18 protein-coding genes are annotated in these 17,161 nt (G+C 66.2%); 4 read left to right on the forward strand and 14 right to left on the reverse strand.

Features of this window, described 5'->3' with window-relative positions; all coding sequences use genetic code 11:
- Positions 1–35 precede the first annotated feature (35 nt).
- Positions 36–1,388, reverse strand: a complete 1,353-nt coding sequence (locus tag CF70_RS27560) for a nitrate/sulfonate/bicarbonate ABC transporter ATP-binding protein (protein WP_035872615.1) — start codon at positions 1,386–1,388, stop codon at positions 36–38.
- 52 nt (positions 1,389–1,440) lie between these two features.
- Positions 1,441–3,195, reverse strand: coding sequence for an ABC transporter permease (locus CF70_RS27565; protein WP_035872618.1), 1,755 nt, complete (start codon positions 3,193–3,195; stop codon positions 1,441–1,443).
- 277 nt (positions 3,196–3,472) lie between these two features.
- On the opposite strand from CF70_RS27565, the gene CF70_RS27570 reads away from it, so the two are divergent.
- Positions 3,473–3,745 carry an acylphosphatase gene (locus CF70_RS27570; RefSeq protein WP_035872620.1) on the forward strand — a complete coding sequence of 91 codons (273 nt, stop codon included), beginning with the start codon at positions 3,473–3,475 and terminating at the stop codon, positions 3,743–3,745.
- Positions 3,746–3,762: 17 nt separating this feature from the next.
- On the opposite strand, the gene CF70_RS27575 is transcribed toward CF70_RS27570, so the two are convergent.
- From CF70_RS27575 to rpe, 8 genes are all read right to left on the reverse strand, one after another.
- Positions 3,763–4,554 (reverse strand): uracil-DNA glycosylase, encoded by a 792-nt coding sequence (locus CF70_RS27575; RefSeq protein ID WP_035872623.1) that lies wholly within the window; start codon positions 4,552–4,554, stop codon positions 3,763–3,765.
- A gap of 56 nt (positions 4,555–4,610) precedes the next feature.
- Complete coding sequence (locus CF70_RS27580) at positions 4,611–5,252, reverse strand: CYTH domain-containing protein (RefSeq protein WP_035872628.1); 642 nt, start codon at positions 5,250–5,252, stop codon at positions 4,611–4,613.
- A 19-nt stretch (positions 5,253–5,271) separates the two neighbouring features.
- Positions 5,272–6,075, reverse strand: a complete 804-nt coding sequence (gene trpC / locus CF70_RS27585; RefSeq protein ID WP_035872631.1) for an indole-3-glycerol phosphate synthase TrpC — start codon at positions 6,073–6,075, stop codon at positions 5,272–5,274.
- A 41-nt stretch (positions 6,076–6,116) separates the two neighbouring features.
- Entirely contained in the window at positions 6,117–7,145 is a 1,029-nt protein-coding gene (trpD, locus tag CF70_RS27590; RefSeq protein ID WP_035872663.1) for an anthranilate phosphoribosyltransferase, read from the reverse strand.
- A 56-nt stretch (positions 7,146–7,201) separates the two neighbouring features.
- Complete coding sequence (locus CF70_RS27595) at positions 7,202–7,771, reverse strand: anthranilate synthase component II (RefSeq protein WP_035872633.1); 570 nt, start codon at positions 7,769–7,771, stop codon at positions 7,202–7,204.
- Between the two features lie 24 nt (positions 7,772–7,795).
- Positions 7,796–9,313 (reverse strand): anthranilate synthase component I, encoded by a 1,518-nt coding sequence (gene trpE / locus CF70_RS27600; RefSeq protein ID WP_035872665.1) that lies wholly within the window; start codon positions 9,311–9,313, stop codon positions 7,796–7,798.
- 456 nt (positions 9,314–9,769) lie between these two features.
- Positions 9,770–10,501 (reverse strand): phosphoglycolate phosphatase, encoded by a 732-nt coding sequence (gene gph / locus CF70_RS27605; RefSeq protein WP_035872635.1) that lies wholly within the window; start codon positions 10,499–10,501, stop codon positions 9,770–9,772.
- Positions 10,498–11,199 (reverse strand): ribulose-phosphate 3-epimerase, encoded by a 702-nt coding sequence (gene rpe / locus CF70_RS27610; RefSeq protein WP_035872638.1) that lies wholly within the window; start codon positions 11,197–11,199, stop codon positions 10,498–10,500. Before rpe ends, gph begins: the two co-directional genes overlap by 4 nt.
- Positions 11,200–11,363: 164 nt before the next feature.
- Here rpe and apaG point away from each other — a divergent pair, with 164 nt between their 5' ends.
- Entirely contained in the window at positions 11,364–11,738 is a 375-nt protein-coding gene (gene apaG / locus CF70_RS27615) for a Co2+/Mg2+ efflux protein ApaG (RefSeq protein WP_035872641.1), read from the forward strand.
- 67 nt (positions 11,739–11,805) lie between these two features.
- Here apaG and CF70_RS27620 read toward each other — a convergent pair whose 3' ends face one another.
- Positions 11,806–12,015, reverse strand: a complete 210-nt coding sequence (locus CF70_RS27620; protein WP_035872644.1) for a hypothetical protein — start codon at positions 12,013–12,015, stop codon at positions 11,806–11,808.
- A 132-nt stretch (positions 12,016–12,147) separates the two neighbouring features.
- Between CF70_RS27620 and CF70_RS27625 the strand changes: the two genes are divergently transcribed.
- Positions 12,148–13,317 carry a murein transglycosylase A gene (locus CF70_RS27625; protein ID WP_035872647.1) on the forward strand — a complete coding sequence of 390 codons (1,170 nt, stop codon included), beginning with the start codon at positions 12,148–12,150 and terminating at the stop codon, positions 13,315–13,317.
- 32 nt (positions 13,318–13,349) lie between these two features.
- Here the strand turns inward: CF70_RS27625 and paaK are convergent, their stop codons facing one another.
- Genes paaK through paaG form a run of 3 tightly spaced genes read right to left on the reverse strand, consistent with a single transcriptional unit; the run spans position 13,350 to position 15,999 of the window.
- Positions 13,350–14,651 (reverse strand): phenylacetate--CoA ligase PaaK, encoded by a 1,302-nt coding sequence (paaK, locus tag CF70_RS27630; RefSeq protein WP_035872648.1) that lies wholly within the window; start codon positions 14,649–14,651, stop codon positions 13,350–13,352.
- 58 nt (positions 14,652–14,709) lie between these two features.
- The gene (gene paaI, locus CF70_RS27635) at positions 14,710–15,153 is read right to left on the reverse strand and encodes a hydroxyphenylacetyl-CoA thioesterase PaaI (protein WP_035872651.1); all 444 of its coding nucleotides are present in this window, start codon (positions 15,151–15,153) and stop codon (positions 14,710–14,712) included.
- A 42-nt stretch (positions 15,154–15,195) separates the two neighbouring features.
- On the reverse strand, positions 15,196–15,999 hold the full coding sequence (paaG, locus tag CF70_RS27640; RefSeq protein WP_051649113.1) for a 2-(1,2-epoxy-1,2-dihydrophenyl)acetyl-CoA isomerase PaaG: 804 nt from the start codon (positions 15,997–15,999) through the stop codon (positions 15,196–15,198).
- Between the two features lie 195 nt (positions 16,000–16,194).
- Between paaG and CF70_RS27645 the strand changes: the two genes are divergently transcribed.
- On the forward strand, positions 16,195–16,971 hold the full coding sequence (locus CF70_RS27645; protein WP_035872655.1) for an enoyl-CoA hydratase: 777 nt from the start codon (positions 16,195–16,197) through the stop codon (positions 16,969–16,971).
- The last annotated feature ends 190 nt before the right edge of the window (positions 16,972–17,161 follow it).

Raw genomic sequence — 17,161 nt, forward strand, 5'->3', positions numbered from 1 at the left:
GCTACCAGGGCGCCAGGCCGCCAGGCCAAACGCAATCAGGGCTGGGTGTCCGTGCCCGCGCCCGGCGCCGGCTGCTCTTCCCGCGGCAGCGTTAGCATGCCGCTGTTGTAGCTGTATTCATAGACTTCCCCGTAGCGCCCCCATTCGATGCCGATGGTCAGCACGCGCTTGGCTTCTTCCGGTTTGAGGAAAGCCTCGAGCTCCCGCAGCACGTGTTCTTCGCGGATCTCGCCGTCTTCCGACTGTACGAGCTCGTGGCGGATGCGCGCCGCCAGTGCCACGTGTTGCAGCAGTTGCTTGCCGAACAACACTTTGCGCTCCGGCGGCTCCGTCTCGTAGTAGGCTCGGCCGAGCTCTGTGGCGTTGATGTCGCCGCGTTCGATGGTCGCCAGTTTCAGCAGGTGCAGGGCCTCGCAGGCGGGCAGCAGGTCGTCGTCGGTGAGGCTGGCTTCCTCGGCCAGGTGCGGCAGGTCGGCCCGGCCGAAGAAAGGCGCTTCGCAGAGCAGGTCGAGAATGGCCTCCATCTGGCTGATGTCGGCGTCCGGCAGGCGGTAGCCGATGTCCTGGGCCGCCGCCAGCGCGGGGACACGGGGCCCAAGCGCCGCGGGCGACGTCATCAGCGTGTAGACCTCATCGATCAGCGCGCGTACCTGCGCCGAATCGCGGTTGCGCGGGCGCGGGAACGGGATTTTCACCTCGGCGCGGATGCGGCCCGGATCGCTCGACAGGACTACGATGCGGTCGGCCATCATCACCGCCTCTTCGATATTGTGCGAGACGATCAGGATGCACTTGATATTGGTGCGGCCGTCCTCCCACAGGTCGAGCATTTCGTCGCGCAGGGTCTCGCCGGTGAGCACGTCGAGCGCGGAAAAGGCTTCGTCCATCAGCAGCAGGTCGGGTTCGGTCACCAGGGCGCGGGCAATGCCGACGCGCTGGCGCATGCCGCCGGAGAGTTCGCGCGGCAGCGCGCTGTTGAAACCCGACAGGCCAATCATGTCGATCGCCGCCTCGGCCCGGCGTCCGCGCTCCTCCTTGTGCACGCCCTGGGCTTCCAGCCCCAGTTCCACGTTCTGCTGCACGGTCAGCCACGGGAACAGCGCGAACGACTGGAACACCATGGCGATGCCTTCGGCCGTGCCGCGCAACGGCTGCCCGCGAAAATGCACCTGGCCGCGATCCGCGCCCACCAGCCCGGCCATGATGCGCAGCAGCGTGGACTTGCCCGAGCCGGACTTGCCCAGCATGGCGACGATCTCGCCGCGCTTGAGGGTCAGGTCCACGCCTTCGAGCACCGCGCGGTCGGTACGGTCCGCGGTGCGGAAGATTTTCGAAACGCCGCGCAGTTCGATGACGGATTCGACTGCGTTTGCGATGGGGCTTGCCATGATGATGTTCCGTTCGAGTTCAGGGCTTTGCGGCTTATGCGGCTTGTGCGGGTCAGAGGCGCGTGCGTTCCTGCGCGAGCAGGTACAGGCGGTTCCACAGCAGGCGGTTGAAGCCCACCACGAACACCGCCATCACGCCGATACCCAGCGCGATGCGGGGAAAGTCGCCCTTGGCGGTCATTTCCGCGATATAGCTGCCCAGGCCGGTGGCGACCAGCGTGCGGTCGCCCCAGGTGACGTATTCGGAGACAATACTCGCATTCCATGAGCCGCCGGCCGCGGTCACCAGGCCGGTCAGCAGGCTGGGGAACACGGCCGGGATCAGGAAGCGCTTCCACAACAGCCAGCCGCGCAGGCCAAAGTTGCGCGCCGCCAGCTTGAGTTCGGTGGGGATGCCGGAGGCGCCGGCAATCACGTTGAACAGGATGTACCACTGCGTGCCGAAGATCATCAGCGGACTCAGCCAGATCTCCGGGTTCAGGCCGAGGCGCACGATCAGCATCACCACCAGCGGGAACATCAGGTTGGCCGGGAAGGCGGCCAGGAACTGTGCCACTGGCTGCGCGATGCGCGCCACCTTCGGGTTCAGGCCGATGCGGATGCCGATCGGCACCCAGATCACCGCCGCCAGCGCGATCAGCACGATCACCCGCACCATCGTCAGCGAGCCCAGCCACAGCACATGGCCAACCTCCGCCCAGCCCACCTCCGTACGTACGAAATGCATCACGCGATACAAGGCCGCCACCGCAATCAGGATGATGACGAGATTGCTCAGGCGCTCGAACCACAGCGCGCGCCGGTCATTGCCGGCTTTAGGGATCGCCGCCTTGCGGCCCGAGCGCCAGGCCAGCGTGCGTTCCGCCAGCGCTGCCGTGCGGCCCAGCAGCATGCGCACCCATTCCGAGCGGCGCAGCAGGTCGAGCAGCCACGATTGGGGCTCGCTTTCCTGCGCCATGGTCTCGAAGCGGAAGCGGTCGGCCCAGGCGATCAGCGGACGGAACAGCAACTGGTCGTAGAGCACGATGCCGATCAGCATGGCCAGGATGGCCCAGCCGATCGCCGCCAGGTTTTGCTGCTGGATCGCCAGCGCGATGTAGGAGCCGATGCCCGGCAGCCGGATGTCGTTGCCCGACACCGAGATGGCCTCGGACGCCACCACGAAGAACCAGCCGCCGGACATCGACATCATCATGTTCCACAGCAGGCCCGGCATGGCGAAGGGCACTTCGAGGCGCCAGAATTTCTGCCATGCCGAGAGCCGGAACATGGCCGCCGCTTCCACCAGATCGGTCGGGATGGTGCGGATCGACTGGTAAAGGCTGAACGCCATATTCCAGGCCTGCGAGGTGAAGATGGCGAAGATCGCGGCGCACTCGACGCCTACCAGGCTGCCGGGGAACAGCGCGATGAAGCCGGTCACGGTGATCGACAGGAAGCCCAGCACCGGAATCGATTGCAGAATGTCCAGCGCCGGGACCATCACTTTCTCGGCGGTGCGGTTCTTGGAGGCCAGCGCGGCAAAGGCAAAGGTGAACAGGAGCGACGCCATCAGCGCCACCAGCATGCGGATGCTGGTGCGCATCAGGTAATACGGCAGGTAGGCGATCTCCAGATGCACCGCCAGCGGCTCGCCGGGCTGGTAGGGCACGTTCATCTGCCGGGCGGCAAAGGCCACCAGCACGATCACCGCCAGGATGATGGGCAGCAGCGCCAGGTCGAATCGGTTCGGCGGCGCGGTCAGCAACTGGCTGGCATAGCCTCGGAGTGTGACCGAGCTGGCCTGGTCGTGTTCGGCTTGCTGCATTATCTTGACAGTGGATCGTTGAGCGGTACCGGGGCGGGGCCGGCTGGCCCTGGGGCCTGGATGGATCGGATCGGCGGCGCGCGTGGCGCTGCGCCGTCGGAGAGCGGGATTGCCAGTCATGCCGCAACGCCGGCCGGATCGCCGCGCGCCTTCGCTGTGCTTTTGGCGTTACCCGCGTCGGGGTGTCTTTACTGGTAACGCTTGGGATCGCAGTCTAGTTTACTTGTGATGCATGGCGCGGCTGTTTCAGCCGCCGCGTCGGGCAAGGGGAACCCAGATGGAAACATGGCACATCGTGGTCAAGGGGCGGGTGCAGGGTGTGGGCTACCGCGCGGCCTGCGCGGGGCAGGCCGGGGCGCTCGGGCTGGGCGGCTGGGTGCGCAACCGGCAGGATGGCTCGGTCGAGGTGATGGCCTACGGGCCGCCTGACCGGCTGGAGGCCCTTTGTACCTGGATGCGGCGCGGGCCGCCAGCCGCGCAGGTCAGCGCGCTGGTGGCCTTGCCCGGGGCGGGCGAGTTCGACGATTTCGACTGCCTGCCGACGGCTTAGCGGCTTAGCGTCCGGGGTCAGGTGGCGCGCCAATCCACCGGCGCGGCGCCGTGCCGCTGCAGCCAGTCGTTGGCCAGACGGAAATGTCCGCACCCCAGGAAACCCCGATGCGCTGAAAGCGGCGACGGGTGCGGCGCTTCCAGCACGTAGTGCGGGCCGGCCAGCAAGGGTTTCTTGGCCTGGGCGTGGCTGCCCCACAGCAGGAAGACCAGGTTGGGGCGGGCAGCGGACAAGCCCTGGATCAGGCAGTCCGTTACCGCTTCCCAGCCGCGCCTGGCGTGGCTGGCGGCCTGGCCTTGCTCCACCGTGAGCACGGTGTTGAGCAGCAGCACGCCCTGGCGGGCCCAGCCTTCCAGGTTGCCGGAGGTGGGCGCCGCCGTGGCGCCGTCGCCGTATTCCGCGGCGATCTCCTTGAAGATATTGCGCAGGCTGGGCGGCACGCGCACGCCGTCAGGTACCGAGAAGGCCAGCCCGTGCGCCTGCGGAATCTCGTTGCCGTTGACCACGCCGGTGCCGTGGTAGGGATCCTGGCCAAGGATGACCACCTTGACGGTCTCGGGCGGCGTCAGGTGCAAGGCGTGGAACACCTCATGCGGAAAGACGGGCTTGCCGTTGGCACGTTCGCCGTCGACGAAGCTGGCCAGTTCCCGCCAGCCGGCCGTGTTCATGCAGGGGGCCAGCAATTCGCGCCAGGCGCCCGGCAGCGCCGCGGCTTGCGCGGACAGGCTGGCGGCGGCCGGAGCGGGGGCGGCATCGGCAACGGCCGGGGCTGCGAACAGGTCGGCCTGTGCGCTGTTGTGCTTGCTCATGCTGGAGGAATACCTGGTTCTTTGTTGGGAGGGGCGAGGAGGGCGCCGGCGCGACGTCAGGCGCGGCCGGCTCCGGCCGCGAGCCGGTAGCCGCGTGCGGCTTTGCTCTGGTCGGACGGCTTGAGGGGCGCGACATGCTGGAGGCGCAACGCCAGTGCACGCAGCGCGGCCTCGGCTTGTTGCTGCGTGGGCGCCTGTCCGGCATCGCCGGGAAGCCACTCAAGCTCCAGTTCCCGGATCGTCTCTTGCTCAGCGCTCGCCGGCGCCGAAATCGTTCCGACGTCGAGTGCGGCCTCGATACGAACGCCATCCTGTTCGACCAGCCAGGTGCGCCGCGCGAAATCGGTGCGGAATACCGGCGCCAGTGTTGCGGCGAGCGGCGCCAGCAAGGCGCGGGCTTCGGCCGGGAAGGCGTCGAGTTCGATGGCTTCGGCGGCCACCCTGGTTTCCCACTCGTGGCGGGTGGCCATGCCGGCCTCGCTCTTGCCGGCGGTCTTCAAGGTCTGCAGCCATTGCTCGCCGTGGCGGCGCAGCCGCAGTGCGGCACGGGCGCCGGCCAGGTCGCGCGCGGGGGTGTCGAGGTAGACATTGAGCAGCGTGTGCTCGCCGCGCGCCTGGCCTTGCGCATCCAGCCAGGCCGCGAGCGCCGGCATGGCGCCGTCCGGCACCGCCAGTTTGAGTTCGATTTCCTGGGCCATGTCGTTGCGTGCTCCCCGCTCAGGCAAACAGGCGTGCCAGCTCGACGCCGGGGTCGGGCGCGCGCATGAAGGCCTCGCCCACCAGGAATGCATGCACATTGGCGTCGCGCATGCGCTGCACGTCGTCCGGGCCGAGAATGCCGGATTCGGTCACCACCAGGCGGCCTTCCGGGATGCGCGGCAGCAGGTCCAGCGTGTTGTCGAGCGTGACTTCGAACGTGCGCAGGTTGCGGTTGTTCACGCCCAGCAGCGGCGTTTTCAGGCGCAGCGCGGCATCCAGTTCGTCACCGCCGTGCACTTCCACCAGCACGTCCATGCCAAGCTCATGGGCGCAGGCTTCGAGTTCCGCCATCAGGCCGTGGTCGAGCGCGGACACGATCAGCAGGATGGCGTCGGCGCCCCAGGTGCGGGCTTCATAGACCTGGTAGAGGTCGATCATGAAGTCCTTGCGCAGAGCCGGCAGCGGGCAGGCGCCGCGGGCGCGCTTGAGGAAGTCGGCGTGGCCCTGGAAGAAATTCACGTCCGTCAGCACCGACAGGCAGGCCGCGCCATGGCTGGCATAGCTCTCGGCAATCGCCTCCGGCACGAAATTCTCGCGCAGCACGCCTTTGGAGGGGGAGGCCTTCTTCACTTCGGCGATCACCCCGGCGTTACCGGCGGCGATCTTTTCGCGCAGCGCGCGCTCGAAGCCGCGCGGGGCCAGGCCCGGCTCGCCGCGCAGGCTCTCGGCCTCGGCGCGCAGGCTGGGCAGGTCGCGCTTCTTGCGCGCCGCGTTCACTTCGTCGGCCTTCACGGCCAGGATCTTCTGCAGGATATCGGACATGCGGTAATTCTCTCGCTCGACGGATGGGCTACGGGGCCGGCTTATTTGAACTGCTGCGTGGCGCGCACGAACTGGTTGAGCTTCTCGCGCGCCGCGCCGCTGGCGATGGCTTCGCGCGCGCGCTGGATGCCGTCCTCGATCGAGGTGGCCACATTGGCCGCGTACAGCGCGGTGCCGGCATTGAGCGTGACGATCTCGCGCGGGGTGCCTGGCACGTCGGTCAGCGCTTCGAGCAGCATCTCCTTGGACTCGGTGGCATCTGCCACCTTCAGTCCGCGATTGGAGATCATCTGCAGGCCGAAGTCCTCGGGGTGGATCTCGTACTCGCGCACCTCGCCGTCCTTCAGTTCGCCCACCAGCGTGGCGGCGCCCAGCGAGACTTCGTCCATGCCGTCCTTGCCGTAGACCACCAGTGCATGCCTGGCGCCCAGGCGCTGCATCACGCGCACCTGGATGCCGACCAGGTCGGGGTGGAACACGCCCATCAGGATATTGGGCGCGTCTGCCGGATTGGTCAGCGGGCCCAGGATATTGAAGATGGTGCGCACGCCCATTTCCTTGCGGATCGGCGCCACGTTCTTCATGGCCGGGTGATGGGTGGGTGCGAACATGAAGCCGATACCGGTCTGCTCGATGCACTCGCCGACCTGTTCCGGCGTCAGCATGATATTGACGCCCAGCGCTTCCAGCACGTCGGCGCTGCCCGACTTGGAACTGACGCCGCGGTTGCCGTGCTTGGCGATGCGGGCGCCTGCGGCGGAGGCGACGAACATCGACGCCGTGGAGATATTGAAGGTGTGCGAACCATCGCCACCGGTGCCGACGATGTCGACGAAGTTCTCGCGGTCCTTGACGGGCACCTTGTTGGCGAACTCGCGCATCACCTGCGCCGCCGCCGAGATCTCGCCGATGGTCTCCTTCTTGACGCGCAGCCCGGTCAGGATGGCCGCCACCATCACCGGCGACATCTGGCCCTGCATGATCTGCCGCATCAGGTGCAGCATCTCGTCATGGAAGATCTCGCGGTGTTCGATGCAGCGGGTCAGGGCTTCCTGGGGCGTGATGGACATGGCGGTTTCCGTCTTGATATTTGATGGGGCGGGCGCGTTCGGCGTGTCGAGCAGTCTCATCGCGGCGCCTTGATGAAATTGGCCAGCAGCGCATGGCCATGCTCGGACAGGATGGACTCGGGATGGAACTGCACCCCCTCGATGGCGAGCGTCTTGTGGCGCACACCCATGATTTCGCCATCCGGTGTCCAGGCGGTCACTTCCAGGCAATCCGGCAACGTCTCGCGCTCGATCGCCAGGGAATGATAGCGCGTCACGTCGAAATGCTTGGGCAGGCCAGCGAAGACGCCTTCCTGCGTGGTCTCGATGCGGCTGACCTTGCCGTGCATGACCTGCTTGGCGCGGATCACCTTGCCGCCGAAGGCCTCGCCGATGGCCTGATGGCCCAGGCACACGCCCAGCATCGGGATGCGGCCGGCAAAGTGCTGCAGCGTCGCCACGGAGATACCGGCTTCCTTCGGGCTGCACGGGCCGGGCGAGACGCAGATATGGTCGGGCTTGAGCGCCTCGATCTCTTCCAGCGTGATTTCGTCGTTGCGATAGGTGCGCACGTCGGCGCCGAGTTCGCCGAAGTACTGGACGAGGTTGTAGGTAAACGAATCGTAGTTGTCGATCATCAGCAGCATGGCGGTTCCCCTGTTCCCTTTACCTTAGATATCCGAATCCAGGCCGTCCTGGACCTGTTCGGCGGCGCGGATCACGGCGCGCGCCTTGGCTTCGGTTTCCCTCCATTCGGCTTCGGGGTCCGAGTCGGCAACGATGCCGGCGGCGGCCTGCACATAGAGATTGCCGTCCTTGACGATGCCGGTGCGGATGGCGATCGCCAGGTCCATCTCGCCGCCGAAAGACAGGTAGCCCACCGCGCCGCCATAGATGCCACGCTTGCGCGGCTCCAGTTCGTCGATGATTTCCATCGCGTGCACCTTGGGCGCGCCCGACAGCGTGCCGGCCGGGAAGGTGGCGCGCAGCACGTCCAGGTTGCTCATGCCAGGTTTGAGCGTGCCTTCCACGGAACTGACGATGTGCTGCACGTGGGAGTACTTCTCGATCACCATCTGGTCGGTGACCTTGACCGAGCCGGTCTCGGCGATGCGGCCGATATCGTTGCGCGCCAGGTCGATCAGCATTACATGCTCGGCGATTTCCTTCGGGTCGTTGAGCAGTTCGGTGGCGAGCTGCGCGTCCTTTTCCGGCGTGTTGCCGCGCGGGCGGGTGCCGGCCAGCGGACGGATGGTGACGATGTGATCCTCGCGCTGGTCGCCATTGCTGCCAACCCGGCGGGTTTCCTGCCGCACCAGGATTTCGGGCGAAGCGCCCACGATCTGGAAGTCGCCGAAGTTGTAGAAGTACATATAGGGCGACGGATTCAGCGAGCGCAGCGCGCGGTACAGCGTCAGCGGCGAGTCGCGGTACGGCTTGACCAGGCGCTGGCCGATCTGCACCTGCATCATGTCGCCGGCCATGATGTACTCCTTGGCCTTGTGCACGGCGGTGAGGTAGTCGGCCTTGTCGAACTCGCGGTAGACGTCGGTCTGCACCGAGGGGCTGGTGATCGGCACATCCACCGGCTGGCGCAGCTTCATGCGCAGCTCGCGCAGGCGCTGGCGGGCACGGGCGTAGGCCTCGGGCGTGGTCGGGTCGGCGTAGACGATCAGGTAGAGCTTGCCTGACAGGTTGTCGATCACCGCCAGCTCTTCGCACAGCAGCAGCTGGATGTCGGGCAGATTCAGATCGTCCGGCTTTTGCGTGTTGGCCAGCTTCTTTTCGATATAACGCACGGCATCGTAGCCGAAGTAGCCAGCCAGGCCGCCGCAGAAGCGCGGCAGGCCGGGGCGCAGCGCCACCTTGAACCGCTTCTCGAAATCGGCGATGAAGTCGAGCGGGTTGCCTTCATGGGTTTCCACCACGCGGCCGTCGGTGACCACCTCGGTGCGCATGCCGTAGGCGCGCAGCAGGGTGCGGGCGTGCAGGCCGATAAAGGAGTAGCGGCCGAAGCGCTCGCCGCCCACCACGGATTCCAGCAGGAAGGTGTTGACCCCGCGCGTTTGCGACTGCGCCAGCTTCAGGTACAGCGACAGCGGCGTTTCCAGGTCGGCGAAGGCTTCGGCGATCAGCGGGATGCGGTTGTAGCCCTGCTCGGCCAGCGATTTGAATTCCAGTTCGGTCATGTCGATCCTCTTGTGCTGCGGCGCCTGCGTATCAGTATGGCGCACGCCGCGATGTCGGCAACTTGGGGCTGGAAGGTCGTCAGACCCGCCCCGGAGAGACCATGGCGCGGACGAGTGTCCACGCACGGCCGGGGTGGGCGTGCAGCGCGTTCGGGTGACACCGGCGCAAGGCTGGGATGTCGGGCGGCTGGAAAATCAGTGAGGGTCCGGCAACCTGCCGGTCTGGCCGGCCCCATCCTGGTACGGATGCATCGCGGGGATGCGGGAAGGGGGCGGTCAGGAGACTCGCGAACGCACTTTACGCCTGTTGGGAGGCGCGCCAGCGACGCCAGGGCCAGGCCTGCCGATCACTGCCAGAAGAGATGCGTTTGCGGTTCAGAAACATGAAATCGTGTTCAGCGATTTATGGTTTGGGTGTTTGGCGATGCTGTTGTCTGGCGGCCGTGGCCGACAGGGTCATGTCCGATGTGCCGCAAAAAGCTCGGCAGCCAGGACAATGGAATCGACTATACCATCGGCGTCGACGCCTTGTACAGGATTGCCATGGTTGTAGCCATAGGGCACCAGGAGCACTCCCATGCCCGCCGCGCGCGCTGCCTGCGCATCGTTTTCCGAGTCGCCGATCGCCGCCATCTGGGCCGGCTCCAGCCGGAACGCATCGGCCACCTTGAGCAGCGGCAGGGGATCCGGCTTGCGCAGGGCGAAGGCGTCGCCACCGTAGACCAGCTCGAAGAAGCGCCCCAGGCCTGTCTTCGCGAGTAGCGGCTCGGTGAAGTTGTGTGGCTTATTGGTTACGCAGGCCAGCCGCAGGCCTGCTGCCTTCAGCGCCGCCAGCCCCTCGGCGACGCCGGTGTAGACCTGCGAGAACTGGCCGTTGATGCGCAGGTATTCACGGTCGTACAGGGCCAGCGCATCCGCGAACATCCCATTGGCGTGGGCCGGCGAGAAGCGCGCGTCGAGCACGCGCCGGATCAGGTTCTCCGAACCCTTGCCGACGAAGCTGACGATTTCCGCCTTGCCCATCGGCTCGGCGCTGCCGAGTTGCGGATGCAGGTGGGCCAGCGCCTTGAGCATGGCATTGACCGCGGCATGGAAGTCGCCCGCGGTGTCCACCATGGTGCCGTCCAGGTCGACAATGACGCCGCGGATACCACGCCAGTCGGTGCGTCTAGGCTGGACCACGCTCATTGGCCAACCTTGGCCAGTTCGGCGCGCATGGCGGACAGCACGCCCTTGTAGCCGCCATCGGCGTCCGGCTTGCTGAACACGGCCGAGCCGGCGACAAAGGTGTCGGCGCCGGCCGCGGCAATCTCGGCGATGTTGTCCACCTTCACGCCGCCGTCCACTTGCAGCAGGATGCGACGGCCGGTGCGCTCGGCGTAGGCGTCGATACGCTTGCGGGCCTCGCGCAGCTTGTTGAGCGTTTCGGGAATGAAGGACTGGCCGCCGAAGCCGGGGTTGACCGACATCAGCAGGATCAGGTCGATGCGGTCCATCACGTGGTCCAGATGGTGCAGCGACGTGGCCGGGTTGAACACCAGGCCCGCCTGGCAGCCATGATCGCGGATCAGCGACAGCGTGCGGTCGATATGGTCGCTGGCCTCCGGGTGGAAGGAGATGATATTGGCGCCGGCCTTGGCGAAGTCCGGGACGATGCGGTCCACCGGGCGCACCATCAGGTGCACGTCGATCGGGGCGGTCACATGCGGGCGGATCGCCTCGCACACCAGCGGGCCCACGGTCAGGTTCGGCACGTAATGGTTGTCCATCACGTCGAAATGGATCCAGTCGGCGCCGTCCGCGGTCACGCGCCGCACTTCTTCGCCCAGGCGGGCAAAGTCGGCGGACAGGATGGACGGGGCGATGCGGTAGGTGGGCGTGCTCATGGCGGGGCTCGGAGGAGGGTGCTTCAAGGGGAAGGCGGTATTTTACCCTCCCCGCGCAGCGTGGCGCTGCCCGCAGGCGGGCAACTCGCGGCGGCTTTGCTTGCCGCCCCCGGAGCCTTGCCGCACAATGCGGCTACCCTGATCCCGCCTGCGATGTGCCGACAATGAGCGAATACGCGTTTTCCGTGGCTGTACGGACCCAGTACCTGACCGACCAGTCAGACCCCGAGCGGGGGCGCCATGCCTTCGCCTACACCATCACGATCCACAATACCGGCGAGGTGGCGGCGCAGCTGATCTCGCGCCACTGGGTCATTACCGATAGCGACAATGGTACCCAGGAAGTGGCCGGCCTTGGCGTGGTCGGGCACCAGCCGCTGCTCAAGCCGGGCGAGCATTTCGAGTACACCAGCTGGGCCACCATCTCGACGCCGGTGGGCTCGATGAAGGGAGAGTATTTCTGCGTGGCCGAGGATGGCCATCGCTTCGAGGTGCCGATTCCGGAGTTTGCGCTGGTCCTGCCGCGCATGCTGCATTGAGGCGCGCCCGCCGGGGCGGGGCCGGGCTGCAATGCGGGCAAGGCCGCCCGCCGGCGTGGCGCGGAACCTATTGGCCCGGCGTGCGGTCCTGATCCTGTCGGGTACGGGCGGCGTCCTGGCCGGCACGCGAAGGATGATTGTCCGGAGCGCGGCTTGGGCGCGGGTTTTTCTTGGCCGTGCCCATGGTCCAGACCACGATAAAGATCAGCAGGAAGAGCGCCAGTCCGGCCTCAAGGGCGAACAGCAGCATGGGATGGGCTTCGAAAAACTTGCTCATGACAGGGCGACAGGGCTACGTGGAGGCGACGGTGGGCATTGTAGGCCATAGCCCGCCACGGCTGGCCGTGGCATCGGCGACAGCCGCCGCATCCGCCGCATCCGCTGCAAGCTGAGTTTTCATCCAATCAAGATGGCATACCTGCATTCCTTTTTCCGCTTTCCGTTTTCTACCCCCCGGGGCTCGGCCGCACAGGCACGCAAGGAGGCCGGCGGGCGCCGGCTCGGCTGGCTGGGGCTGGCCGCCGCGGCCACGCTGCTGGCTGGCTGCATGAGCGGCCCGCCGCCCCGCGTCGAGGGGCCCGGCACGCGGCCCGTGACACCGCCGACCGGTTCCGCGCAGAAGGGCGTCCTGCAGGCCGCCAGCTGGAGCGAGATCGGGGGCTGGGGCCAGGACGACGTGCGCGCCGCCTGGCCGGCGCTGCAGGCCAGTTGCCAGGCCTTGAAGAAGCGCGCCGAATGGAACCGCGTCTGCGCGCTTGGCATGCTGGTCGATGCCGGCGACCTGGGCGCCATGCGCGCCTACTTCGAATCCAACTTCCAGCCCTTCCGCGTGGTCAACAGCGACGGCACCGACAGCGGGCTGATCACCGGCTACTACGAGCCGATCCTGCACGGCGCGCGCACGCGCCAGGGCCAGTACCAGGTCCCGCTGTACCGCAAGCCGCCCCAATGGGGCAACCGGGCGCTGCCGGCGCGCGCCGAACTGCTGCAGAATCCGGCGCTGCGCGGCCAGGAACTGGTCTGGGTGGACGACCCCGTGGAAGCCGCCTTCCTGCAGATCCAGGGCTCAGGCCGGATCCGCCTGCAGGACGGCAGCGTCATGCGGGTGGGCTTCGGCGGTACCAATGACCAGCCGTTCCGCTCCTTCGGCAAGTGGCTGCTTGACCGTGGCGAGATCACGCCGGCGCAGGCCACCATGCAGGGCATCAAGGCCTGGGCGCGCGCCAATCCGGGCCGCGTCGAAGAAATGCTCAACATCAATCCGCGCTTCGTGTTTTTCCGAGAGCTGCCGTCCAACAACGATGGTCCGGTCGGCGCGCTGGGCGTGCCCCTGACCGCGGAGCGCTCCATCGCGGTAGATCCCGCCACCATTCCGCTGGGCGTGCCGGTCTTCCTCTCCACCACCAGGCCGCTCTCCACCGAGCCGATCCAGCGCCTGATGTTCGCGCAGGATACGGGGACCGCCATCAAGGGTGGCGTGCGCGCTGACTTCTTCTGGGGCGCCGGGGATGCCGCAGGCGAAACCGCCGGTCGCATGAAGCAGGGCGGGCGCATGTGGGTGCTGATGCCGCGCAGCTAGGCCGCGGGCCGGCCCTGGCCGGCCACGGACTTTCAGCGCGGGCGCTGGTCGACGATGCGCCGCGCCTTGCCCACCGAGCGCTCCACGCCACCGGAAGGCAGGATCTCGATACTGACGGTGACGCCGATATAGGCCTTGATGTCGTAGGTCAGCTGCTTGTTGGCCTGCTGCGTGGCCGCCGGATCGACGCCGTGCGCGCATTCCACGCGCACGGTCAGCACATCGAGATGGCCGTCCTTGCTCAGCACGCACTGGTAGTGCGGCGCCAGTTCCGCATGCTTGAGGATCAGTTCCTCGATTTGCGAGGGGAACACATTGACGCCCCGAACGATCATCATGTCGTCGGAGCGGCCGGTGATCTTTTCCATGCGGCGGAAAGCCGGGCGGGCGCTGCCGGGCAGCAGGCGGGTCAGGTCACGGGTCCGGTAGCGGATGATCGGCAGCGCCTCCTTGGATAGCGAGGTGAAGACCAGTTCGCCAAACTCGCCATCGGGCAGGACTTCGCCAGTGACCGGATCGATCACTTCCGGATAGAAATGATCTTCCCAGATGGTCGGGCCGTCCTTGGTCTCGGCGCACTCGTTGGCCACACCCGGCCCCATCACTTCCGAGAGCCCATAGATATCCACCGCCGAGATGCCCATGCGCTTCTCGATGGCCAGGCGCATCTCGGGCGTCCAGGGCTCGGCGCCGAAGATGCCGACCCGAAGCGAGGTGGACGCGGGATCGATGCCCTGGCGCTCGAATTCGTCCGCGATGGCCAGCATATAGCTGGGCGTGACCATGATCACTTCGGGCTTGAAATCCTGTATCAGCTGAACCTGCCGCTCGGTCTGGCCGCCGCCGAAGGGGATCGCGGTGAGTCCCGCCTTTTCCACTCCGTAGTGCGCGCCCAGGCCGCCGGTGAACAGCCCGTAGCCATAACTGATATGCACCTTGTCGCCGCGCCGCGCCCCTGCCGCGCGGATCGAACGCGCCATCACCGTGGCCCAGGTGTCGATGTCCTTCAGCGTATAGCCCACCACCGTAGGCTTGCCGGTCGTGCCCGACGAGGCATGGATGCGCGCCACGCGGTCCTGCGGCACGGCAAACATGCCGAATGGATAGTTGTCGCGCAGGTCCTGCTTGGTGGTGAAGGGAAAGCGGGCGAGGTCGGCCAGGGTCCGCACCTGGTCCGGATGCACGCCGGCGGCGTCGAACTTGGCACGGTAGACCGGCGAGTTCTGGTAGGCGTGGTTGAGCGACCATTTCAGGCGTTCCAGCTGCAAGGCCTGCAATTCGTCGCGGCTGGCGGTCTCGATCGGATCGAGCGGCAGATCTGTCAGGCGCGTCATAGTGTCTCCTGCGCGTGGGGGCTTATGTTTATGTATTGGTGTGTCTATGTCGATGGATTCACGCCGGTTCCGGCGGGGTAACCACATGCCCCTTGATCTGGGCGGACTTGCCGCGGAACATCGCCACCACTTCGCCAGCACGGTTGATTACGCGGATATCGTAGATGCCATGCCTGCCCGACAGGACCTGTTCCGTGGCTTCGGCGGTCAGCACGTCGCCACCGTGCACGGGTTTGAGGAATTCGATGCTGCAGCCCGCGGCCACCGTGTTGATATTGTGACTGTTGCAGGCGAAGGCAAAGGTCGAATCGGCCAGCGTGAACATCAGGCCGCCATGGCAGATGCCGTGGCCGTTGAGGAATTCCTGCCGTACCGGCATGGACAGGCGCGCGTAGCCGGGCCGTACGGCCTCAAGAGTAATGCCCAGCCAGCGGCTGCAGGCATCGGCTTCGTACATGCTGGCGGCGGCCGCTTCGGCGAGGGCCTGGGGATTGTGGGTCAAGCTGGTCTCCAGTCGGGGGAGGGAGGGGTATTACCGGCGGCCTTAGCGGCCGGTGAAGCGCGGCGCGCGCTTTTCCAGGAAGGCATTCACTCCCTCGGCATAGTCATGCGAGGCACCCAGTTCGCGCTGCAGGTCGCGTTCCAGGTCGAGCTGGGCGTCGAGCCCCTGGCTCGCGCCGGCGTACATCGCCTGCTTGATGGCTGCCAGCGCGCGCGTCGGCTGAGCCGCCAGGTGGGTGGCCAGGGCCAGCGCTTGCCCGGGCAGCAGGGGATCGTCCATCGCCTCCCAGATCAGCCCCCATTTCTCGGCCTCTTCCGCGCTGAGCTTGTCGCCGGTCATGGCCAGGCCCATGGCGCGCGCCATGCCGATGCGTTTGGGGAGCAGCCAGGTGCCGCCGGAATCCGGGACCAGCCCGATTTTGACGAAAGCCTGGATGAAGCTGGCGGAGCGCGCGGCCAGCACCATATCGCAGGCCAGGGCAAGGTTGGCACCCGCGCCGGCCGCCGTGCCGTTGACAGCGGCGATCACGGGCAGCGGCAATTTTTGCAGGCGCCGGATCAGGCGGTTGAACCACACGTCGATCAATTCGCCCAGATCCGTCATCGCACCGGGCGTGAAATCCAGGTCGGCCAAATCCTGTCCCGCGCAGAAGCCACGCCCTGCGCCGGTCAGCAGCAAGGACCGCGCGCCGCCGGCCTCGACATGGTCGAGCGCCTGCTGCAGCACGGCGTGCATCTCGCGGGTGAAGCTATTGAGCTTGTCGGGGCGATTGAGCGTGATAACCGCTACCTGGCCGTGCCATGCGAGCAGTATCGGGCCGGAAGTCAGGCTGACCTGTGGGGGCATTTCTGGCATCTTTGTCTCCTGCCATGTTTGTGGCTGCTATGTCTGGCGGTACGCCGGCGCTCCCTTATATATAGATGGAAGCGGAGCACCGTTTAAATAAACCGACCAGTCGGTCGGCAAATGGTAGCACTAATTTCCACGCGCGAGTATTGTCTCGCTGGGTAACGAATCGATCCACTTCCAAGAGGAGAACACATGTCGTACGAAAACATTCTGGTGGAGACGCGCGGCCGCGTAGGCCTGGTGACGTTGAATCGCCCGAAGGCCCTGAACGCGCTTAACGACGCGCTGATGGATGAACTGGGCGCGGCCCTGCTTGCCTTTGATGCCGATGAGGCCATCGGCAGCATCGTGATTACCGGCAGCGAGCGTGCCTTTGCCGCGGGCGCGGATATCGGCATGATGGCCAAGTACTCCTATATGGATGTGTACAAGGGGGATTACATTACGCGGAATTGGGAGGCTATCCGCCGCATCCGCAAGCCGGTGATCGCGGCGGTAGCGGGATACGCGCTGGGCGGTGGCTGCGAACTGGCCATGATGTGCGACATCATCATCGCGGCCGATAGCGCCCGCTTCGGCCAGCCGGAAGTCAAGCTGGGCACGATGCCCGGGGCCGGCGGCACCCAGCGCCTGCCGCGTGCCGTGTCCAAGGCAAAGGCCATGGACCTGTGCCTGACCGCGCGCATGATGGATGCGGCGGAAGCCGAGCGTGCAGGCCTGGTGTCGCGCGTGGTCGCGGCCGACAAACTGCTCGACGACGCCCTGGCCGCCGCCGAAACCATTGCCGGCTTCTCGCTGCCAGTGGTCATGATGATCAAGGAGTCGATCAACGCCGCTTACGAGACGAGCCTTTCCGAAGGTGTTCACCTTGAGCGCCGCCTGTTCCACTCGACCTTCGCGACTGAGGACCAGAAGGAGGGGATGGCCGCATTTGTGGAGAAGCGCGCGGCCAATTTCCAGCATCGCTGAAAACTTGATAGGTGAATACCCGAGTAACTTCATCGGGTATTCACCTCCCCGATGCGGCTGGAAAGGGGATATTTTCTTTATGGATCAATGGGTTGATTTCGATCGCCAAAAGGCTCTCTCATACTTGAGTGACAAAGCTGTTGCCAAGTTGGCTTGATCCCCTTAAGATTCGCCCCCTCGCAACACCACT

The sequence above is a fragment of the Cupriavidus sp. SK-3 genome, from assembly GCF_000611145.1.
Taxonomy (GTDB): domain Bacteria; phylum Pseudomonadota; class Gammaproteobacteria; order Burkholderiales; family Burkholderiaceae; genus Cupriavidus.